16 protein-coding genes are annotated in these 18,531 nt (G+C 58.0%); 15 read left to right on the top strand and 1 reads right to left on the bottom strand.

The features are described from left to right. Positions 1 to 93 precede the first annotated feature (93 nt). Positions 94 to 885, top strand: a complete 792-nt coding sequence (locus HIJ39_RS06670) for a threonine aldolase family protein (protein WP_243239395.1) — start codon at positions 94 to 96, stop codon at positions 883 to 885. An 89-nt stretch (positions 886 to 974) separates the two neighbouring features. Here the strand turns inward: HIJ39_RS06670 and HIJ39_RS06665 are convergent, their stop codons facing one another. After that, the gene (locus tag HIJ39_RS06665; protein WP_169097969.1) at positions 975 to 1,163 is read right to left on the bottom strand and encodes a hypothetical protein; all 189 of its coding nucleotides are present in this window, start codon (positions 1,161 to 1,163) and stop codon (positions 975 to 977) included. Between the two features lie 199 nt (positions 1,164 to 1,362). Here HIJ39_RS06665 and HIJ39_RS06660 point away from each other — a divergent pair, with 199 nt between their 5' ends. The 14 genes from HIJ39_RS06660 (at position 1,363) to rpsJ (ending at position 18,525) form a co-directional block, all read left to right on the top strand. Then, positions 1,363 to 3,222, top strand: a complete 1,860-nt coding sequence (locus HIJ39_RS06660; protein WP_169097967.1) for a helicase domain-containing protein — start codon at positions 1,363 to 1,365, stop codon at positions 3,220 to 3,222. Positions 3,223 to 3,493: 271 nt separating this feature from the next. Beyond that, positions 3,494 to 4,294 (top strand): GNAT family N-acetyltransferase, encoded by an 801-nt coding sequence (locus tag HIJ39_RS06655; RefSeq protein WP_169097965.1) that lies wholly within the window; start codon positions 3,494 to 3,496, stop codon positions 4,292 to 4,294. A gap of 118 nt (positions 4,295 to 4,412) precedes the next feature. Next, the gene (locus tag HIJ39_RS06650) at positions 4,413 to 4,838 is read left to right on the top strand and encodes a hypothetical protein (RefSeq protein ID WP_169097963.1); all 426 of its coding nucleotides are present in this window, start codon (positions 4,413 to 4,415) and stop codon (positions 4,836 to 4,838) included. Between the two features lie 52 nt (positions 4,839 to 4,890). Next, positions 4,891 to 5,091 (top strand): hypothetical protein, encoded by a 201-nt coding sequence (locus tag HIJ39_RS06645; protein ID WP_169097962.1) that lies wholly within the window; start codon positions 4,891 to 4,893, stop codon positions 5,089 to 5,091. A gap of 261 nt (positions 5,092 to 5,352) precedes the next feature. Beyond that, positions 5,353 to 5,877 carry a 50S ribosomal protein L10 gene (gene rplJ, locus HIJ39_RS06640; RefSeq protein ID WP_169097960.1) on the top strand — a complete coding sequence of 175 codons (525 nt, stop codon included), beginning with the start codon at positions 5,353 to 5,355 and terminating at the stop codon, positions 5,875 to 5,877. 38 nt (positions 5,878 to 5,915) lie between these two features. Further along, positions 5,916 to 6,305: a 50S ribosomal protein L7/L12 gene (gene rplL, locus HIJ39_RS06635; protein ID WP_169097958.1), complete on the top strand. Its 390-nt coding sequence runs from the start codon at positions 5,916 to 5,918 to the stop codon at positions 6,303 to 6,305. A 170-nt stretch (positions 6,306 to 6,475) separates the two neighbouring features. After that, on the top strand, positions 6,476 to 10,108 hold the full coding sequence (gene rpoB, locus HIJ39_RS06630; RefSeq protein WP_169097956.1) for a DNA-directed RNA polymerase subunit beta: 3,633 nt from the start codon (positions 6,476 to 6,478) through the stop codon (positions 10,106 to 10,108). A gap of 21 nt (positions 10,109 to 10,129) precedes the next feature. Continuing rightward, a complete protein-coding gene (gene rpoC / locus HIJ39_RS06625; protein WP_169097954.1) occupies positions 10,130 to 13,591 on the top strand; it encodes a DNA-directed RNA polymerase subunit beta' in 3,462 nt (1,153 codons plus the stop codon). A gap of 104 nt (positions 13,592 to 13,695) precedes the next feature. Continuing rightward, complete coding sequence (locus HIJ39_RS06620; protein WP_169097952.1) at positions 13,696 to 13,995, top strand: ribosomal L7Ae/L30e/S12e/Gadd45 family protein; 300 nt, start codon at positions 13,696 to 13,698, stop codon at positions 13,993 to 13,995. Next, positions 13,982 to 14,368 carry a 30S ribosomal protein S12 gene (gene rpsL / locus HIJ39_RS06615; protein ID WP_169097950.1) on the top strand — a complete coding sequence of 129 codons (387 nt, stop codon included), beginning with the start codon at positions 13,982 to 13,984 and terminating at the stop codon, positions 14,366 to 14,368. Before HIJ39_RS06620 ends, rpsL begins: the two co-directional genes overlap by 14 nt. A gap of 12 nt (positions 14,369 to 14,380) precedes the next feature. Continuing rightward, a complete protein-coding gene (gene rpsG, locus HIJ39_RS06610) occupies positions 14,381 to 14,851 on the top strand; it encodes a 30S ribosomal protein S7 (protein ID WP_169097948.1) in 471 nt (156 codons plus the stop codon). Between the two features lie 18 nt (positions 14,852 to 14,869). Then, positions 14,870 to 16,957, top strand: coding sequence for an elongation factor G (fusA, locus tag HIJ39_RS06605; RefSeq protein WP_169097946.1), 2,088 nt, complete (start codon positions 14,870 to 14,872; stop codon positions 16,955 to 16,957). Positions 16,958 to 16,996: 39 nt separating this feature from the next. Next, the gene (gene tuf / locus HIJ39_RS06600) at positions 16,997 to 18,199 is read left to right on the top strand and encodes an elongation factor Tu (RefSeq protein WP_169097944.1); all 1,203 of its coding nucleotides are present in this window, start codon (positions 16,997 to 16,999) and stop codon (positions 18,197 to 18,199) included. A gap of 17 nt (positions 18,200 to 18,216) precedes the next feature. After that, entirely contained in the window at positions 18,217 to 18,525 is a 309-nt protein-coding gene (gene rpsJ / locus HIJ39_RS06595; protein ID WP_169097942.1) for a 30S ribosomal protein S10, read from the top strand. Positions 18,526 to 18,531: the final 6 nt, after the last annotated feature.

Here is an 18,531-nt window from a genome sequence, read left to right as displayed (position 1 = left end):
TAGTGTAGGAAAATCGCAGCGTCCAATGCGTCAAACCCGCGCGCCGTGCGGGTTCGGATTAAATGAAAAGGCTCCTATCACCCGCTCTGCCATTTGGAGATCCGGGAGGAGGGCGGCCTCAAATATCTTCATCGCATTGAATCCATTCTTTTGGCCGATGATTCGCGCCTCATTACGTTGGATGACGTGCGACAGCTTGACGGACAAGTAGCGGCTTTGCTCCTAGAACTTCCGCAACGGGAGATGGGAGGGCTGTTGCCGGATTTCGAGACCTTAGAAGGCATTTCGGCTTGGTGCAGCGACCACGATATTAGGCTGCATCTGGATGGAGCCCGCCTCTACGAGTGCCTGCCGCACTATCACAAGACGGCGTCCGAGATTGCGGATCTCTTTGACAGCGTATACATTTCCTTCTACAAGGGCATTGGAGGCGTCGCCGGCGCCATTTTAGCGGGACCTGCCGACTTCGTGCACGAGGCTAAGGTCTGGAAACGCCGGCAGGGCGGTGATCTCATCAGCCTCTACCCCTATATTGTCGCGGCCGACTATTACTTCGAGCGCCGTATCAGGAAGATGGCGCAATATGCAGGATGGGCCCGCGAACTGGCGTCGTACTTCAACCAACTGCCGCACATTCATACCAGACCAGGGGTTCCCGTAACCAACATGTTTCACGTGCACGTTGACCGCCCACCCGCGATTGTTGCGCCATTTTTTCAGGCGGTAACGGAAGAAACGGGAATCGGGTTTGCTGCAAGTTTGATGCCCGCGGCATCCGGCTCGTACTTTGAAGTCAGTTTGGGGGATGCATTCGAACGCGTGCCACAAGATCGTCTCGAAAAGGCCTTTGGCTACTTGGGGGAGATGCTGCAAACCCTGAATTGAGGATGGGAGTGTCCAGCACGTTAGGGGATTCTCTCAAGCGTTGCAAAGGGGCGGTCTCCAATGGAGGCTGCCCCTTTGCACCCTTTGCGTTACGATTTCCGACTCCCGCCACGCGTTAACACCGCACCTAATCCCACGATGCCCACCAAAAGCAGTGTGAGCGAGGCCGCAAACATGGTCTGATGGTTTTGGGCTATATAATGCTGCACGCTCATAACCGTGAAAATGCCGCCCACCACGATGGCGCCGACGACGAAAAGGGCTGAGATAAACCGCATAATTTTCCCTGCCTTTCCAAGAATCCGTGTCAAGGCAGCACGTGTTCTGCGCCGTTTTGACCGATGAAAAGTTGTCGATTAACACTATAGCCTAGCCGTGAAGAATCTGCACCCCTCAAGATTGGATCCGGAATTACGCCCACGCCTCCAATGCGGTATAATTAGATTTCCGGTTTAATCCAAATGAGGAGGCATCCCCATGGCCAACAGCAAGGATAACGAACTGGCGGCCGAACAATCGGTATTGGACGCCTGGGCCCAATGGGTTGAGGGAGAGCTGGTGTCCCGGCGTGAGAGTGCAGACCGCGCGTACAAGCGGGCACTCCAGATTGGCGATGAGCCGGCCTGGCAGCACGCCGAGATTGTTGAGCGGAGCTATGCACAATTGGAAGAAATGAAATCCCGTCAAGATCCGTATTTTGCCCGCATCCAGGGCCGCATGAAAGATGTTGATGGAGTGCCATTTGAGGTGGATTTGCGTGTTCACCGCTATCACCGTTCTGAAGCCTTCCCGCTTGTAACGGGTGGCGAGATGCTCGACATTAGCCATTTGGCGCCCCTGGCTGATCTGGTGCGAAACCCTGCGCAGAAAGAATTAACCCTTACCTTGCGCGATCGGGAGTTTCTTGACTTGATGGAGCGGGGTGGAACCAATCCCCGTATTGAAGTCGTAGATTGCACGGTGGAGGACATTGAGCTCGAGGACGGCAGGGTCGTCCGAATGGCACCGCGCTATGGAGCGATTTTCGAAGACCGCGTGCGGAAAAGACTCGGTCAAGCGGCGACGCCAGCCTTGGACATCCTTGCGGACGTATTGGACCAAGAACAAAACGCGATTATCGCGGACCGCGATCCGAAGATGCAGCTGCTGATTTTGGACGGTCCTGCGGGAACCGGGAAAACGGTAGTCGCCGCCCACCGTATTGCGGTTGCTGCCGATCCCCAAAGCCCCGGTCTTTACCTGACCCCCACCACCACAGTTCGGGACTATGTACGCCCGGTGTTGCCCCGTCTAGGATTGGAGCGGGGCCGTGCCAATGCGTGGAGTCTTGCCGACTTAGCTGCCATGATGTGGCCGGATTTTCCTTGGGATGAGAATTTGTTGGGGATTGTCCCCGAGTCGCCTTGGAACCAGAAAGATTGGACAAAAGCGTTAGACGCTGCCAAACAGCGTTTGGGAAATGCGTCACCCGAACGCCTGTATCGGGAGGCGGCCGGCCGATTGGGGGCAGCAGCATCCACGACCTTTGGCCTCCGCGACGTCGCCCCGCTGTTGTGGCTCGGGGCGTGGTCGAAGCGCCCGCGTCCCACCCCTGAGCCGGACTGGATCATCATTGATGAAGCGCAGGCCATTCCCATTCTCGCCTATGAAGCGCTCCGGGAATGGCTTGGACCCGGGGTTTCATGGATTTTGGCCGGGGACTTGATGCAACAAGGAACGCACCACGACTGGGACGGATGGACGCTCATCCAAGAGGCGCTAGGCATCAGTTCCCGGAGGCTGGCGCATCTTTGGCTGTCCCGAAGTTACCGTGTACCTCCAAAGATTCATGCGGCGGCAGAACGACTGCGCCTGGTTCTGAATCCCCACGCCAAACCGAGTGAGAGCGTGCCATGGCATCTGCACGCCGGGAGCGTCACCGTTTCCTCAACGGAAGATATGGCTAACATGCCGGAATTGGTCAAAACCCGTCTTCAGGCAGCTCGTGACGCCGGGATTGTCTCCATTGCCCTCTTGGCGCCAAGCGATCAGCGGCTCGGTGACTGGGAAGGCACCATGCGAAGGTGGAATCAGGAGGTTCAAGTCCTTCGCGGGACTCGTGCCTATGGGGGTGGGGTGGTGCTGGCGACGCTGGATATGGTGCGGGGGCTGGAGTTTGATGCGGTGCTTATTCTTGATGTTACCGACGCCTATTATCCCAATACGTCGGCTGCCGCTCGCACCCTGTACACATCCATGACACGGGCACGGCGCATAGTCGACTTTCTCACCGTATCGTCGGCGGCAAGACCATCGTCATGGCTTTCGGTGATCGTGCCGGACATGTCGACACCGTAATGAAGCCAAAAGAGCCCGTGGCCGGCTGGTAGGCGGTCAGGGGCTCTACGTGAATCCATTGCTGATTCCGGATGATGGTCTTCGAACACGAGCCCTGGATAGCAGGAGGACCTGAGTTCCACTACGAGGAGAGCGGGGAGATTCGCACTTATGTATTCGGTGTATTATGAAATATCTCGCGAACCCGCTAAGATTGAATTTGGGGTATACGACAAGCCGTCTTCAGGGAGAATGGCACACTGTAGAATGGCGATTATCAAGGGAGAATGACATGAACGAGCAAAAATTGGTATGGACCATCGACGCCACATGCGGAGCAGTCGGGATTGACGCGCGACTGGAGGGGACCATTTGGCCCCTAGACATGCCAGGAGTCAAGGCGCGGTTTTCCACCTCGCCGTCCCCTTTGTTGAATTTGGTTGGAATGGCGTCCTTCGTCCCGGACAAGGTTGATGAAGAGATTGACCGCGTTATTGCACAGTATCGACGAGAGAACAAAGCCTTCAGTTGGCTGGTGGGGCCGACCAGTACGCCCGGCGACTTGGGTGCGAGACTTGTAGAGCACGGTCTCACATTGGTGGAGGAGGAACGCATGGATGGTATGGTTCTCCGGAATCTAAAGCACCGAATTGAGGTCAATCCGCGCATCCGAATCGCCGAGGTGTCTCCCGAAGATTGGCGGGCCAACGCGGAAATGATGGCCGCATCATACGGGTTTGGCATGACTCCAGAAACAGTTCGCTCGTTGGCGGATTTTCACGAAGCATTAAGTGACCAGGCCCACGTTTATTTGGCATACGCCGAGGATCGACCCGATCCCATCGCCTTCTCGGGTGGCGTCATCGACGAGTCCGGCGAGGTTATGGTGTTAGGCGGCGCGGCTACGGCGCCTGAGTATCGCGGGCGCGGTGTCTATTCCAGTATGGTGGCAAAGCGCCTTGACGATGCCCGTGCGCTTGGTTGCTCGATGGCGGTAGTGCAAGCCGTCAAAACAACGTCGGCGCCCATTTGCCAACAACTGGGCTTTGAGAAAGTGTGCGAAATTGATTTGTATACGTGGATGCCGCAATAAAGCACTTATGTTGCATGCCTAAATAAGAGACATGGTGGGTGACCGGCCCGTTTCCCCTAATCGCCGCCGACGCAAGACGATTGGGCGGGGTCGATACGTACGGTGGTGGGGTGGGATTGTGACTCGACGTACAACCTGGGTGGTCGGCATTGTGGCCGCGGTGGCTGTGGGCGGTGTGTCCGCCTTGAAGATTACAGCGCCGACAAGTCCGGCTGCTACATTTCTGGGCAGTGCTCACATTGTTGTGATGCCCACGACGGAAAGACCGGGCGAGATCTCCGCCGCGGTTGCCGAGGCGAAGGCCCGTCTGGCCTTTCCGCGGCTCAATCCGATGACTCGAATGGCAGTCGAATTGGTGGTCTTCTCCAATCGCGGCGTGGCCCGTCTTCAAAAACCGGAGCCGGCGTGGGTTGTGACCTGGAATCAAACGTCATGGCCCCAAGGACCTCTTGCGTCGCGCGTCCCGGTAAAGCCATACCGCCATATGAACGTGGTGGTCAACGCGGTTAAGGGCTCCGTTCTGGAAATCTTCCCGAGTCCCTAGTCATGCTCCGTTGGCACGGGGGTCTAATACCTTTTCTAAGGGAAGCGACCAGATGGTTAGCGTTATCGTGTTTGGCGCGAGCGGCATCCTTGGAGCGCATGTCTATCGGAAACTGGGAGCACGGAAGGACGCGGGGGTACAGCTGATAGGGACGTGTGGACCGATTTCTAAGGCCGCGGGGCTGGTCGCCGGCCTGCTTCGGGATGTGAGGCCCGACGCATTGGAGAAAGAGCGTATGGACATCGTCGGGTAACTATAGTTGTCCGCGGGGCGGACGATGGATGGGCGCGAGGCGGGCTGTGGTGCCGTTCGAATGGCCCCCGAGCCTTGAATCCATTGCCCCGTTCGCTTGACATCGTGTGTTAGAGCTGGTAACATTCCTCTGAAGCCCAAGACGGTGGGTGTCCTCTCGGGGACTCAATATCCCATCCAGGTGTAGAAGATTAAACGCGGCGGTGGACACCGTGCCTTCTCCCTGTGGGTGGAGGTTATTTTTTTTTGAGGAGGTGAATCAATGCCAACAGCCGAAAAAGCAGCCGTAATCGAGGAAACCCGCGACGCGCTCGCCGCATCGCAAGGGACTGTGTTGGCGGACTATCGCGGCCTCACGGTTCAGCAAATGGGCCAATTGCGCGAGCGTTTGGCCAAGGGCGGCGTGACCCTTCGGGTGGTTAAAAACACCTTGATTAAACGGGCTGCTGACGAGGTGGGCATTGACGGCCTCGATCCTTACCTAACCGGCCCCACGGCCGTGGCTTTTAGTCCTGACGACCCGGTAGCGGCCGCCAAACTGTTGTCCCAAGCTCAGCGCGAATTTCGCAAAATGGAAATTAAAGCGGGGATATTGGGCAAATCGGCCATTTCAGCTCAAGGTGTTAAGGAACTGGCCGACTTGCCGTCCAAGGATGTCTTGCTGGGCAAGGTGGTTGGTACGCTAAACGCCCCGATTCAACAGTTCGTGTGGGTGTTAAACGCACCTTTGACCAATTTGGCTCGGGCTTTAGACCAAATTCGGCAGCAGCGTGAAAGCCAGGGATAGGATCGACTGTTTTTTTGAAGACTTGAGGAGGTAAATTGATGGCTAAGGTCGAAGAAGTTATAGAGATTGTCAAAGGGTTGAACGTGCTCGAGCTGTCCCAGCTCGTCAAGGCATTGGAAGACGAGTTCGGTGTGACTGCGGCGGCCCCGGTGGCCGTAGCGGCTGCGGCTCCGGCAGCGGGTGGCGCAGCGGCTGGCGGCGCGGAAGAGGCCGAACAGACGGAATTCGACGTGGTGTTGACGGCCGCTGGAGACAAGAAGGTTCAGGTCATCAAGGCGGTGCGTGAGCTGACCGGGTTGTCGTTGACGGAAGCCAAGGCAGTTGTCGACGGTGCTCCTAAGCCGGTTAAGGAGAAGATTTCCAAAGCTGACGCAGAGGCGGCGAAGGCCAAACTTGAGGAAGCCGGAGCGACGGTTCAAATCAAGTAGTACCAATCGAAAACAGTGCATTAGCCCTCCTCCAGGGATACTTGACCTGGGGGTGGGCTTGTGATACTGTTTTATATTGCTATATTTCATAGTCCAATTTATTCCTGCGGCTTGCGTTTGGTAAGCCACCTTGACGTGTGAGCGTTGACCCCAAAAAGGAGTTGAACTGAATGGCCCTTCGTCTCCCGGCTGAGAAGCCTGTCGAGCGCTACAGCTTTGCCAACATCCACGAAGTGCTCGACATGCCTAACCTGATCGAGATCCAGCAGAACTCGTATCGCTGGTTCTTACGGGAAGGCCTGCGCGAGATGTTCCACGATATCTCCCCCATCCAAGACTTTACCGGCAATCTGGTGTTGGAATTCGTGGATTATACGTTGAAGCAGCCGAAATATTCGGTAGAGGAGTGCAAGGCGCGCGACGTCACCTATTCGGCTCCCTTGCATGTGCGCGTGCGTCTTTTGAATAAAGAGACGGGCGAAGTCAAAGAGCAGGACGTCTTTATGGGCGATTTCCCGCTCATGACTGACAAAGGGACGTTCATTATTAATGGTGCAGAGCGCGTGATTGTGAGTCAGTTGGTACGTTCCCCGGGCGTGTACTTTGGCGAGCAGTTGGATGCATCCGGTAAGCACCTCTTCTTTGCCACAATCATTCCCAACCGCGGTGCGTGGCTGGAGTTTGAGTCGGATGGCAACGACGTGCTCTCAGTGCGTGTGGACCGCACCCGCAAGCTGCCCGCGACCGTGTTAATGCGAGCGCTGGGCTACGGTACCGACGCGACGATTTTGGAGACCTTGGGCGATGACGAGCGCATTCAAAACACGTTGTCCAAGGATCCGTCAAAGACGCAAGAGGAAGCCCTGATTGAAATCTATAAGCGCTTGCGCCCGGGGGAGCCCCCCACGGTGGAGAGCTCCCAGAGCCTCTTGCAGTCGCTGTTCTTTGAGCCTAAGCGGTACGATTTGGCGGGAGTAGGCCGATACAAGATTAATAAGAAGCTGGCGCTCAGGAAGCGCATCGTCGGCACCACCGCCAAAGAGACGGTCGTCAATCCGGAAACCGGCGAAGTGATCGTCCGTGAAGGCGAGCACATCGACCGCACCATCGCGCAAGCGATGGATGAGGCCCATGTGTTGACGGTGCGGGTGGAGCTGCCCAACGGCCGCGAGGTGCTGGTGGTATCGAACGGCCAGCCCGACGCCAGTGCGAAGACCATCACCCGCCAAGACATTGTGGCCTGCGTCAACTACATGACCACATTGCATGAGGGACTTGGCGCGACGGATGACATTGACCACTTGGGCAACCGGCGTTTGCGCTCGGTGGGCGAGCTGTTGCAGAACCAATTTAGAATTGGGCTTTCCCGTATGGAACGCGTGGTGCGGGAACGCATGACCATTCAAGACATGGAGTCGATTACGCCCCAGGCGCTGATCAATATTCGTCCGGTGGTGGCGGCGGTTAAAGAGTTCTTTGGGTCGTCACAGTTGTCTCAGTTTATGGACCAGACCAACCCGCTGGCGGAATTGACCCACAAGCGCCGCTTGTCTGCGTTGGGACCGGGAGGATTGTCCCGGGAGCGTGCCGGCTTTGAGGTGCGTGACGTTCACCACTCTCACTATGGTCGCATGTGTCCCATTGAGACGCCTGAAGGCCCGAACATTGGTCTGATTGGGTCGCTGTCAACCTTTGCGCGTATCAATGAGTTCGGTTTTATCGAGACCCCGTACCGCAAGGTTGATAAAGAGCGGGGCGTGGTCACCGATGAAATTGTCTATCTCACCGCGGACGAAGAGGACGACGCCGTTATCGCTCAGGCCAACGAGCCGTTGACGGACGATGGCCATTTCCAGGCGGATCGGGTGACGGTGCGTTCTCGTCACGAGATTTTGGAGGAGTCCCCCTCGCGGGTCGACTACATGGACGTGTCGCCCAAGCAGGTGGTGTCGATCGCCACCGCTCTGATTCCCTTTCTAGAGCACGACGACGCCAACCGCGCCTTGATGGGCGCCAACATGCAGCGTCAAGCGGTGCCGCTTTTGGTCACCGATTCGCCGGTGGTCGGAACCGGCATGGAGGCGAAGGCCGCGCGTGACTCGGGTGTGGTGATGATTTCCGAAAAGGACGGCATCGTCGACCGTGTGGCCTCCAACCAAATTGTCGTGAAGAACGACGATCACACCGTCAGCACCTATTCGCTATTGAAATTCACCCGTTCCAACCAAGGCACCTGCATCAACCAGAAGCCGATTGTCAAACGGGGCGAACGAGTGACAGCCGGCCAGATTATTGCCGACGGACCGTCCACTGATATGGGGGAATTGGCGCTGGGGCGCAACGTGTTGGTTGCCTTCATGCCATGGGAAGGCTACAACTACGAGGACGCCATTTTACTCAGTGAGAAGCTGGTCAAAGAGGACGTTTTCACCTCCATTCACATTGAAGAATATGAGTGCGACGCGCGTGACACCAAGTTGGGACCGGAAGAAATCACGCGCGACATCCCTAACGTCGGTGAGGAAGTCTTGCGCGACCTGGATGACCGCGGCATCATTCGCATCGGCGCGGAAGTCCGTCCCGGCGACATTTTGGTCGGCAAGGTTACACCTAAAGGGGAGACGGAGCTTACCGCCGAAGAGCGCCTGCTGCGGGCTATTTTCGGTGAAAAGGCCCGCGAGGTGCGCGATACCTCACTGCGGGTTCCTCACGGGGAATCGGGCATCGTGGTGGATGTCAAAGTGTTCAACCGCGAGCAGGGCGACGAGCTCTCGCCAGGGGTCAACCAGCTTGTGCAGGTGTATATCGCCCAGAAGCGCAAAATCTCCGAAGGCGACAAGATGGCTGGCCGCCACGGCAACAAAGGCGTCATTTCCCGCATTTTGCCGGAAGAAGACATGCCCTTCTTGCCGGATGGCACTCCGGTTGAGATTGTATTGAATCCCCTCGGTGTGCCCAGCCGTATGAACATTGGTCAGGTGCTCGAAACCCACTTAGGTTGGGCTGCTCGGGCGCTCGGTATGAAAGTCGCCACACCGGTGTTTGACGGGGCCCACGAGGACGACTTGCAGGAATGGTTGCGCCGTGCTGGGCTTCCTGAAGATGGCAAGACAGTGCTCTACGATGGCCGCACCGGTGAGCGTTTTGACCGGGAAGTCACTGTGGGGATTGTCTACATGCTAAAGCTCGCCCACTTGGTGGATGACAAGATTCATGCTCGGTCGACCGGTCCGTACTCGCTGGTGACTCAGCAGCCGCTTGGAGGCAAGGCACAATTCGGCGGCCAGCGGTTCGGTGAGATGGAGGTGTGGGCGTTGGAGGCCTATGGCGCCGCCTACACGCTGCAAGAGCTGTTAACGGTGAAATCGGACGATGTGGTCGGCCGCGTGAAGACTTACGAGGCCATCGTCAAGGGCGAGAACGTACCTGAGCCGGGGGTGCCCGAGTCGTTCAAGGTGTTAATCAAGGAGCTGCAAAGCTTGGGCCTTGACGTCAAAGTGCTGAATGAGCTGGACGAAGAGATTGAGATTCGGGAGCTCGATGACGAGCCGATGCGCGAGGGCCAGGGCTTGGAACTCTTGCCCGAAGGCGAAGAGGGCGAGGGTCAGGAACTGCATCGTCTCATGGAGGACACCGCCGGCGGTGCCAAGGACATGTTTGAACCGGGACGCGGTATGGACTTTGACCAAGAGGCGGAAACTGCCTACGCCATTCTCAGGCGCGGGAGCCAAGCGGACGAGGGATCAGAAAGCAACGACAACGAGGACGCCTCAGACGGGGACGATGAGGATGACGAGTACTAAAGGCCGGGGAGGGTCAGCGGAATGCTAGATGTGAACAACTTCGATTCCATGCGGATCGCGCTTGCCTCGCCGGAGCAGATTCGCGAGTGGTCCAAAGGGGAAGTCAAGAAGCCCGAAACCATCAACTATCGCACGCTCAAGCCGGAGCGTGAGGGGCTGTTTTGCGAGAAAATTTTTGGACCAACCAAGGACTGGGAGTGCCATTGCGGCAAGTACAAGCGAGTGCGCTATAAGGGCGTCGTCTGTGACCGTTGTGGCGTGGAGGTCACCCGCTCCAAGGTGCGCCGTGAGCGCATGGGCCACATCGAATTGGCCGCGCCGGTGTCGCACATTTGGTACTTCAAGGGCATTCCCTCACGGATGGGCCTCATTCTCGACATGTCGCCGAGGGCCTTGGAAAAGGTGCTCTATTTCGCCGCCTATGTGGTGATTGAACCCGGAACGACGCCCTTGATGAAGAAGCAACTGTTGGTGGAATCGGAGTACCGGGAATACCGCGAGAAATATGGCAACCACTTCCGGGCTTTGATGGGTGCAGAGGCCATCAAAGAGCTGCTCTTGGAGCTGGACCTCGATCAGTTGGCGGAAGAACTCCGTGAGGAACTCAACTCGTCAACTGGACAGCGCCGGGTTCGTGCCATTCGCCGGCTCGAGGTGGTCGAGGCGTTCCGAACCTCGGGCAACCGGCCGGAATGGATGATTATCGATGTGATTCCGGTTATTCCCCCGGATCTCCGTCCTATGGTGCAGTTGGACGGCGGTCGCTTTGCCACCTCCGACTTGAACGACCTCTATCGGCGGGTGATTAACCGCAACAATCGGTTGAAGCGTTTGTTGGACTTGGGCGCGCCGGACATCATCGTCCGCAACGAAAAGCGGATGCTGCAGGAAGCGGTCGACGCCCTGATTGACAATGGGCGCCGCGGCCGGCCGGTCACTGGTCCGGGCAATCGCCCCTTGAAGTCGCTGTCCGATATGCTGAAGGGTAAGCAGGGCCGTTTTCGCCAAAACCTCTTGGGCAAGCGGGTTGACTACTCGGGCCGTTCCGTTATTGTGGTCGGGCCTAAGTTGAAGATGCATCAGTGCGGACTCCCTAAGGAGATGGCACTGGAACTGTTCAAGCCGTTTGTGATGAAGAAGCTGGTGAACGAAGGCTATGCCCACAACATTAAGTCCGCTAAGCGGATGGTGGAGCGGGTTCGTCCCGAGGTGTGGGACGTGTTGGAGGACGTGATTCGGGAGCATCCGGTGCTCTTGAACCGTGCACCCACGCTGCACCGTCTGGGCATTCAGGCCTTTGAGCCGGTATTGGTGGAAGGGCGTGCCATTCAGATCCACCCCTTAGTTTGTACCGCCTACAACGCCGACTTCGACGGCGACCAAATGGCCGTGCACGTGCCCTTGTCAGCAGAGGCGCAGGCGGAAGCGCGAATTCTGATGCTCTCCTCGCAGAACATCTTGAACCCCAAGGACGGCCGCCCCGTGGTAACGCCCACGCAGGACATGGTGCTCGGATCCTACTATTTGACCATGGACGCGGAAGGGGCCCGAGGAGAAGGTATGGTGCTCGCTGACCTCAAGGAGGCAGAGATGGCCTACCACGAGGGAGTGCTCGATCTGCACGCGAGGATCACCATGCGGTATGACGGTGAGCGGCGGCAGTCCACTTTGGGCCGCTTCCTGTTCAATGATGCGCTGCCCAAGGAACTGCGCTTTATCGACAAGGTGGTCGATCGCAAGATTTTGGGTGTGTTGGTGGCGGATCTGTTCCGGGTGTTTGGCAACCAAACCACGGCCGAAGTCCTGGACCGCATCAAGGCGCTGGGATTTAGCTTTGCTACCCGGGCGGGCATTACCATTTCGGTGGCTGACATCCACATCCCCGAACAGAAGAAACAGATTCTGGCTGAGGCGGAAGAGCAAGTGGCGCTTGTGGCTCGCCAATACCGTCGCGGTCTCATCACGGCCGACGAGCGCTATGAGCGTGTCATCGAAATCTGGACGCGAGCCAAGGAAAAGGTTACCCAAGCCTTGATGGACAACATGGATACCACCAACTCGGTTTACATGATGGCCACCTCTGGAGCTCGTGGTAATGTGCAGCAGATTTCGCAGTTGGCAGGTATGCGGGGATTGATGGCTGACCCGTCTGGACGCATTATCGAGCTGCCGATTCGGGCCAACTTCCGTGAAGGGCTGACCGTGTTGGAGTACTTCACCTCGACGCACGGAGCCCGCAAGGGCTTGGCGGACACGGCGCTTCGCACCGCCGACTCAGGGTACTTGACCCGCCGTTTGGTGGACGTGGCCCAGGACGTCATCGTCCGCGAAGTCGATTGCGGCACGACGGAGGGAACCTTGGTGCGCGAAATCAAGGACGGCGGCCAAGTCATCGAGACCTTTGAGGAACGCCTGATCGGGCGCGTGGCGGCCGATCCGATTAGCCACCCGGAGACTGGTGCGGTGATTGTTGACCGTAACCATCTGATTGATGAGGATACCGCGCGGGAAATTGTTGAATCTGGTATCACTGAAGCCTACGTGCGCAGTGTGCTAACCTGCCAATCGCGCTACGGCGTGTGCGTGGCTTGTTACGGGCGCAACTTGGCCACGGGCCGCATTGTGGAGGTAGGCGAGGCGGTTGGCATTATTGCCGCCCAATCCATTGGTGAGCCGGGTACACAGTTGACCATGCGGACCTTCCACATGGGCGGCGTAGCCGGCGATGACATTACCCAAGGTCTACCGCGTGTGGAAGAGTTGTTTGAGGCTCGCAAGCCCAAGGGCCAGGCGATTATCACCGAGGTGGCGGGTATCGTGCATTTCGGTGAGAACAAGGGTCGCCGCGAAATCACCATTACGGCTGAGGAAGAGGCTGACAGCCAGGTCTACGTGGTGCCGTTTGGTTCCCGCCTCAAAGTGCACGAAGGGGAACGGGTGACCGAAGGCCAGGAACTGACCGAGGGCTCGGTGAACCCGCACGACTTGCTCAGGGTTCTGGGACCGCGTGGCGTGCAAGAGTATCTGTTGCACGAGGTGCAGCGCGTGTACCGCGTCCAGGGCGTGGACATCAATGACAAGCACATTGAGGTCATGGTCCGCCAGATGATGCGCAAGATTAAGTTGGATGAGGCGGGCGACACCAACATGCTGCCGGGATCGTTGGTGGACCGGTTCGAATTTGAGGATGAAAACGCACGGGTCTTGTCCGAGGGTCGCGCGCCGGCGGTTGCCAAGCCGGTCGTACTCGGCATTACCAAGGCTTCCTTGGCCACCGACTCGTTCTTGTCGGCTGCTTCGTTCCAGGAGACCACCCGAGTGTTAACCGAGGCCTCCATCAAGGGCAAGCGGGATCCGCTGCTAGGGCTGAAGGAGAACGTGATTATCGGTAAGCTGGTTCCCGCGGGAACGGGCATGTCCCGCTACCGTAATGCGACCGTTATCGCGGAAGAGGAATCGAGCGACGCCGAGTTATATCAATGACCCGCGAAGGGGCGTGTCACGGGAGTTTCGGCCGTTGACACGCCCCCTTGGCGGTGATAAAATACCTAAGTGTGTCTAAGCCTGGATGGCCGGGAGGAACAGCCGTGGATAGGGCCGCGCTCAAGGATTTGCGGCAACGCGTGGTCGGCCGCCGCGAAACGCTGAAGGTGATTCAGCGGGGACGGGCGGTCTCGGTCTATGTTGCGCGCGATGCCAATCCCGCGATTCTATCGGAATTAGAGGAACACTGTCGTATCCATCAGGTACCTATCATTTATGTGGATAGTATGCGCGAACTAGGGCTGTTGTGCGGCATTGAGGTGAACGCGGCGTGCGCTGCGCTCACGCGGGGCCACACAGCAGCGACTCAAGAGGAAGGAGGGCGAACGGGTGCCAACTATTAATCAGTTGATTCGCAACGGACGCAAGAAGGCAAAGAAGAAGTCGGCGGCCCCGGCGCTCAGAAGCAACCCGCAAAAACGTGGCGTGTGCATTAGCGTCAAGACGGTGACCCCGAAAAAGCCGAATTCGGCCTTGCGGAAAGTGGCGCGTGTGCGACTGACCAACGGGGAGGAAGTCACGGCTTACATTCCGGGCATCGGACACAACCTGCAGGAGCACAGCGTCGTGCTGGTGCGCGGCGGGCGTGTGCGGGATCTGCCGGGTGTTCGCTATCACGTCATTCGTGGAACGCTCGACACCGGTGGCGTGCAAAAGCGCGCACAGGGCCGTTCCAAGTACGGCGCGAAGAAGAACCAGCCCGCCGGAAAGAAGTAAAGGGGGAAAATCATGCCAAGGCGTGGAACAGTCGTACCGCGCGAGACCGTGCCGGATCCGGTTTACCACAGTCCGCTGGTCGCCAAGTTTATCAACAAAGTTATGCTCTCTGGCAAGAAGAGTTTAGCTGAGCGCATCGTTTACGGAGCCTTCGATATTGTATCCGAGAAGACCGGAAAAGATGCCTTGGAAGTCTTCGAGACGGCGGTTAAGAATGCCACGCCGCTGTTGGAAGTTCGGCCCCGCCGGGTTGGTGGCGCGACCTACCAGGTGCCCATGGAAGTGCGGCCTAACCGCCGGACCTCGTTGGCCATTCGCTGGCTGGTGAACTACTCCCGGCAGCGTGGCGAGCGCACCATGGAGGAGCGCTTGGCGGCCGAGCTCATGGACGCCTCGCAAAATGCGGGTGGAGCGGTCAAGAAGCGTGATGAGACCCACCGTATGGCGGAGGCCAACAAAGCATTTGCGCATTACCGATGGTAGGAAGGGAGTTCGCTGGTTATGGCTCGTCAATTTAGCTTAGAGCGAACCCGCAACATTGGCATCATGGCCCATATCGACGCGGGCAAAACCACCACCACTGAGCGGATTTTGTTCTACACCGGGCGTGTGCACAAGATCGGCGAAGTGCATGAGGGGACCGCGACGATGGACTGGATGGTGCAGGAGCAGGAGCGCGGCATCACGATCACGTCTGCTGCCACCACGGCCCAATGGCGGGATCATCGCATCAACATCATCGACACGCCCGGCCACGTGGACTTCACGGTCGAGGTGGAGCGCTCCTTGCGCGTTCTTGACGGCGCTGTCGCCGTGTTTGACGCCAAGGGTGGCGTGGAGCCGCAGTCCGAAACGGTCTGGCGGCAGGCAGACAAATACGGTGTCCCGCGGATGGCGTATATCAACAAGATGGACATCATCGGTGCGGACTTCGCGATGTGTGTGGATCAGATTAAGAACCGCCTTGGCGCCAATCCGGTGGCCATCCAGTGGCCGGTTGGGGCGGAAGACACCTTCCGCGGCTTAGTTGACCTAATCCGCATGCAGGCCTACTTCTATAAGGATGACCTGGGGACGCGGGGAGAATTCGAGCCGATTCCGGACGATCTCAAAGAGATTTGCGACGAGCGCCGGCAAATGTTGCTAGAGGCTTGTGCCGATGTCGATGACGCCTTGATGGAGAAGTACCTCGAGGGCCAGGAAATCACCGAGGACGAGATTCGCCAGGCGTTGCGGCGCGGCACCTTGTCCAATCAGCTCGTGCCGGTGCTGTGCGGCTCCTCATACCGCAACAAGGGCGTTCAGCCGCTCTTGGATGCGGTGGTTGACTACCTGCCCTCCCCGTTGGACGTGGGGGCTGTGCATGGCGTGGACCCCAACGACGCGGAAGTGGAGATGTTTCGCGAAGTATCCGACGATGCGCCTTTCTCGGCGCTGGCGTTCAAGATTATGACCGATCCGTTTGTCGGGAAGCTGGCCTTCTTCCGCGTTTACTCCGGCACCTTATCGTCAGGTTCCTATGTGTACAACGTGACCAAAGGTCGGCGTGAGCGCATTGGCCGCATCCTGCAGATGCATGCCAATCACCGTGAGGAGATTGAGACGGTTTATGCAGGAGACATCGCCGCGGCGGTCGGCCTTAAGGACACCAGCACCGGTGACACCTTGGCCGATGAGAGTCAGCCGATTGTGCTGGAGTCGATGGTATTCCCCGAGCCGGTGATTTCGGTGGCCATCGAGCCGAAGACTAAGGCCGACCAAGACAAGATGGGCACGGCCTTGGCGAAGCTGGCCGAAGAAGACCCGACCTTCCGCATGTACACTGACCAGGAAACTGGTCAGACCATCATCTCAGGAATGGGCGAGTTGCACCTGGAGATTATTGTCGACCGTTTGCTGCGCGAATTCAAAGTGCAGGCCAATGTCGGCAAGCCTCAGGTGGCTTACAAGGAGACCATTCGCAAGGCGGTGGAGGCGGAAGGCAAGTTCATCCGCCAAAGCGGCGGCCGCGGCCAATACGGACACGTGTGGCTGCGTCTTGAACCGCTGGAGCCTGGGGAGAATCCGGCAGGCTTTGAGTTTGTCAACAAGATTGTCGGTGGTGTGGTGCCGAGGGAGTACATCCCGGCCGTTGAGGCGGGTGTTAAAGAGGCGATGCAGTCCGGTGTTTTGGCCGGATATCCCACCATCGATGTTCGCGTCACCGTTTACGACGGGTCGTACCACGAAGTCGACTCCAGTGAAATGGCATTCAAGATCGCCGGCTCCATGGGATTCAAGGAAGGGGCCAAAAAGGCCAATCCGGTATTGCTTGAGCCTATCATGTCGGTCGAAGTGGTGGTTCCCGAAGAATACATGGGAGACATCATTGGCGATTTGAACTCCCGCCGGGGACGCATTGAGGGCATGGAGCCGCGTCCAGGCGGCGTGCAAGCCATTCGTGGCTTTGTACCGCTGGCCGAGATGTTCGGCTACGCGACGGATTTGCGGTCGCGGACCCAAGGCCGTGGCACCTATACCATGCAGTTCTCGCATTATGAAGAGGCTCCGCGGCATGTCACTGAACAGGTGATTAAGGCCAAGCAGTAATTGCACAAGCAGGCAATTTCTTAGGGAGGGTACCAATCAATGGCGAAGAAGAAGTACGAGCGCACCAAGCCCCACATTAACGTGGGTACCATCGGTCACGTTGACCACGGCAAGACGACTTTGACGGCGGCCATCACTCGCGTGCTGGCCACCCAGGGCAAGGCCGAATTCACGGCTTACGACCAGATCGACAAGGCTCCGGAAGAGCGCGAGCGCGGTATCACCATTGCGACCGCCCACGTTGAGTACGAGACCGAGAAGCGGCACTACGCTCACGTCGACTGCCCCGGACACGCCGACTATGTGAAGAACATGATCACCGGTGCAGCGCAGATGGACGGCGCAATCCTGGTTGTGTCAGCGGCTGACGGCCCCATGCCTCAGACCCGGGAGCACATCCTGCTGGCCCGTCAGGTGGGCGTGCCCAACATCGTCGTGTTCTTAAACAAGGCGGACATGGTCGACGACGCCGAGTTGATGGAACTAGTCGAGATTGAGGTTCGCGATCTGCTGTCCAGCTACGAGTTCCCCGGGGACGAAATTCCCATCGTTGCAGGCTCCGCGTTGAAGGCGTTGGAGTGCGGTTGCGGCAAGCGCGACTGCGAATGGTGTGGCAAAATTTGGGAATTGATGGATGCGGTCGACGAGTACGTTCCCACCCCGGAGCGCGACACCGACAAGCCCTTCTTGATGCCCGTTGAGGACACCCACTCCATCACCGGTCGTGGTACCGTGGTGACCGGCCGTGTTGAGCGTGGACAAATCAAGGTTGGCGAAGAAATCGAGATTGTCGGATTGGTGGACGCCGCCAAGAAGTCGGTTGTGACTGGCGTGGAAATGTTCCGCAAGACCTTGGACGTAGCCGTGGCCGGAGACAACATCGGCTGCCTGTTGCGTGGTGTTGACAAGGAGGAGGTGGAGCGTGGCCAAGTCTTGGCGAAGCCCGGTTCCATCAAGCCCCACACCAAGTACAGCGCTGAGGTTTACGTCCTGACCAAGGAAGAAGGCGGACGCCACACCCCGTTCTTCAACGGCTATCGTCCGCAGTTCTACTTCCGGACCACGGACGTGACCGGTGTCGTTAACCTGCCGGAAGGCGTGGAAATGGTCATGCCCGGAGACAACGTGACGATGGACGTTGAACTCATTGCCCCGATTGCCATGGAAGAAGGCCTTCGGTTCGCTATTCGCGAAGGTGGCCGCACAGTCGGCGCCGGTGTTGTGACGGCCATCAAGGCCTAAAGTAGGGGGAGAAATTAGTGGCCCAGCAGAAGATTCGCATTCGACTGAAGGCGTACGATCACGAGGTGCTGGATCAATCTGCGGTACGGATCGTGGAGACCGCGCGGCGCAATGGCGCCGCGGTCTCCGGGCCGATCCCGCTACCGACAGAAAAGACCATCTACACCATCTTGACGGCGCCCAACGGGGAGAAAGACATTCGGGAGCAGTTTGAACGTCGGGTTCATAAGCGGTTGATTGACATCATGGATCCGAGCCAGAAGACAGTCAACGCGCTGATGCGCCTAGATCTCCCGGCTGGAGTGGACATCGAGATCAAGCTGTAGGCAGGG

Origin of the sequence: Sulfobacillus harzensis (genome assembly GCF_012933365.1) — a bacterium.
Taxonomy (GTDB): domain Bacteria; phylum Bacillota; class Sulfobacillia; order Sulfobacillales; family Sulfobacillaceae; genus Sulfobacillus_B; species Sulfobacillus_B harzensis.
Note: the sequence above shows the minus strand (reverse complement) of the source record. Positions and strands in the feature narration are given on the sequence as shown.

Bases quoted from the DNA above. Each gene is read 5' to 3' on its own strand.
- HIJ39_RS06665 (WP_169097969.1), bottom strand. From the start codon at position 1,163: ATGCGGTTTATCTCAGCCCTTTTCGTCGTCGGCGCCATCGTGGTGGGC.
- HIJ39_RS06660 (WP_169097967.1), top strand. From the start codon at position 1,363: ATGGCCAACAGCAAGGATAACGAACTGGCGGCCGAACAATCGGTATTG.
- HIJ39_RS06655 (WP_169097965.1), top strand. From the start codon at position 3,494: ATGAACGAGCAAAAATTGGTATGGACCATCGACGCCACATGCGGAGCA.
- HIJ39_RS06645 (WP_169097962.1), top strand. From the start codon at position 4,891: ATGGTTAGCGTTATCGTGTTTGGCGCGAGCGGCATCCTTGGAGCGCAT.
- rplJ (WP_169097960.1), top strand. From the start codon at position 5,353: ATGCCAACAGCCGAAAAAGCAGCCGTAATCGAGGAAACCCGCGACGCG.
- rplL (WP_169097958.1), top strand. From the start codon at position 5,916: ATGGCTAAGGTCGAAGAAGTTATAGAGATTGTCAAAGGGTTGAACGTG.
- rpoB (WP_169097956.1), top strand. From the start codon at position 6,476: ATGGCCCTTCGTCTCCCGGCTGAGAAGCCTGTCGAGCGCTACAGCTTT.
- rpoC (WP_169097954.1), top strand. From the start codon at position 10,130: ATGCTAGATGTGAACAACTTCGATTCCATGCGGATCGCGCTTGCCTCG.
- rpsG (WP_169097948.1), top strand. From the start codon at position 14,381: ATGCCAAGGCGTGGAACAGTCGTACCGCGCGAGACCGTGCCGGATCCG.
- fusA (WP_169097946.1), top strand. From the start codon at position 14,870: ATGGCTCGTCAATTTAGCTTAGAGCGAACCCGCAACATTGGCATCATG.
- tuf (WP_169097944.1), top strand. From the start codon at position 16,997: ATGGCGAAGAAGAAGTACGAGCGCACCAAGCCCCACATTAACGTGGGT.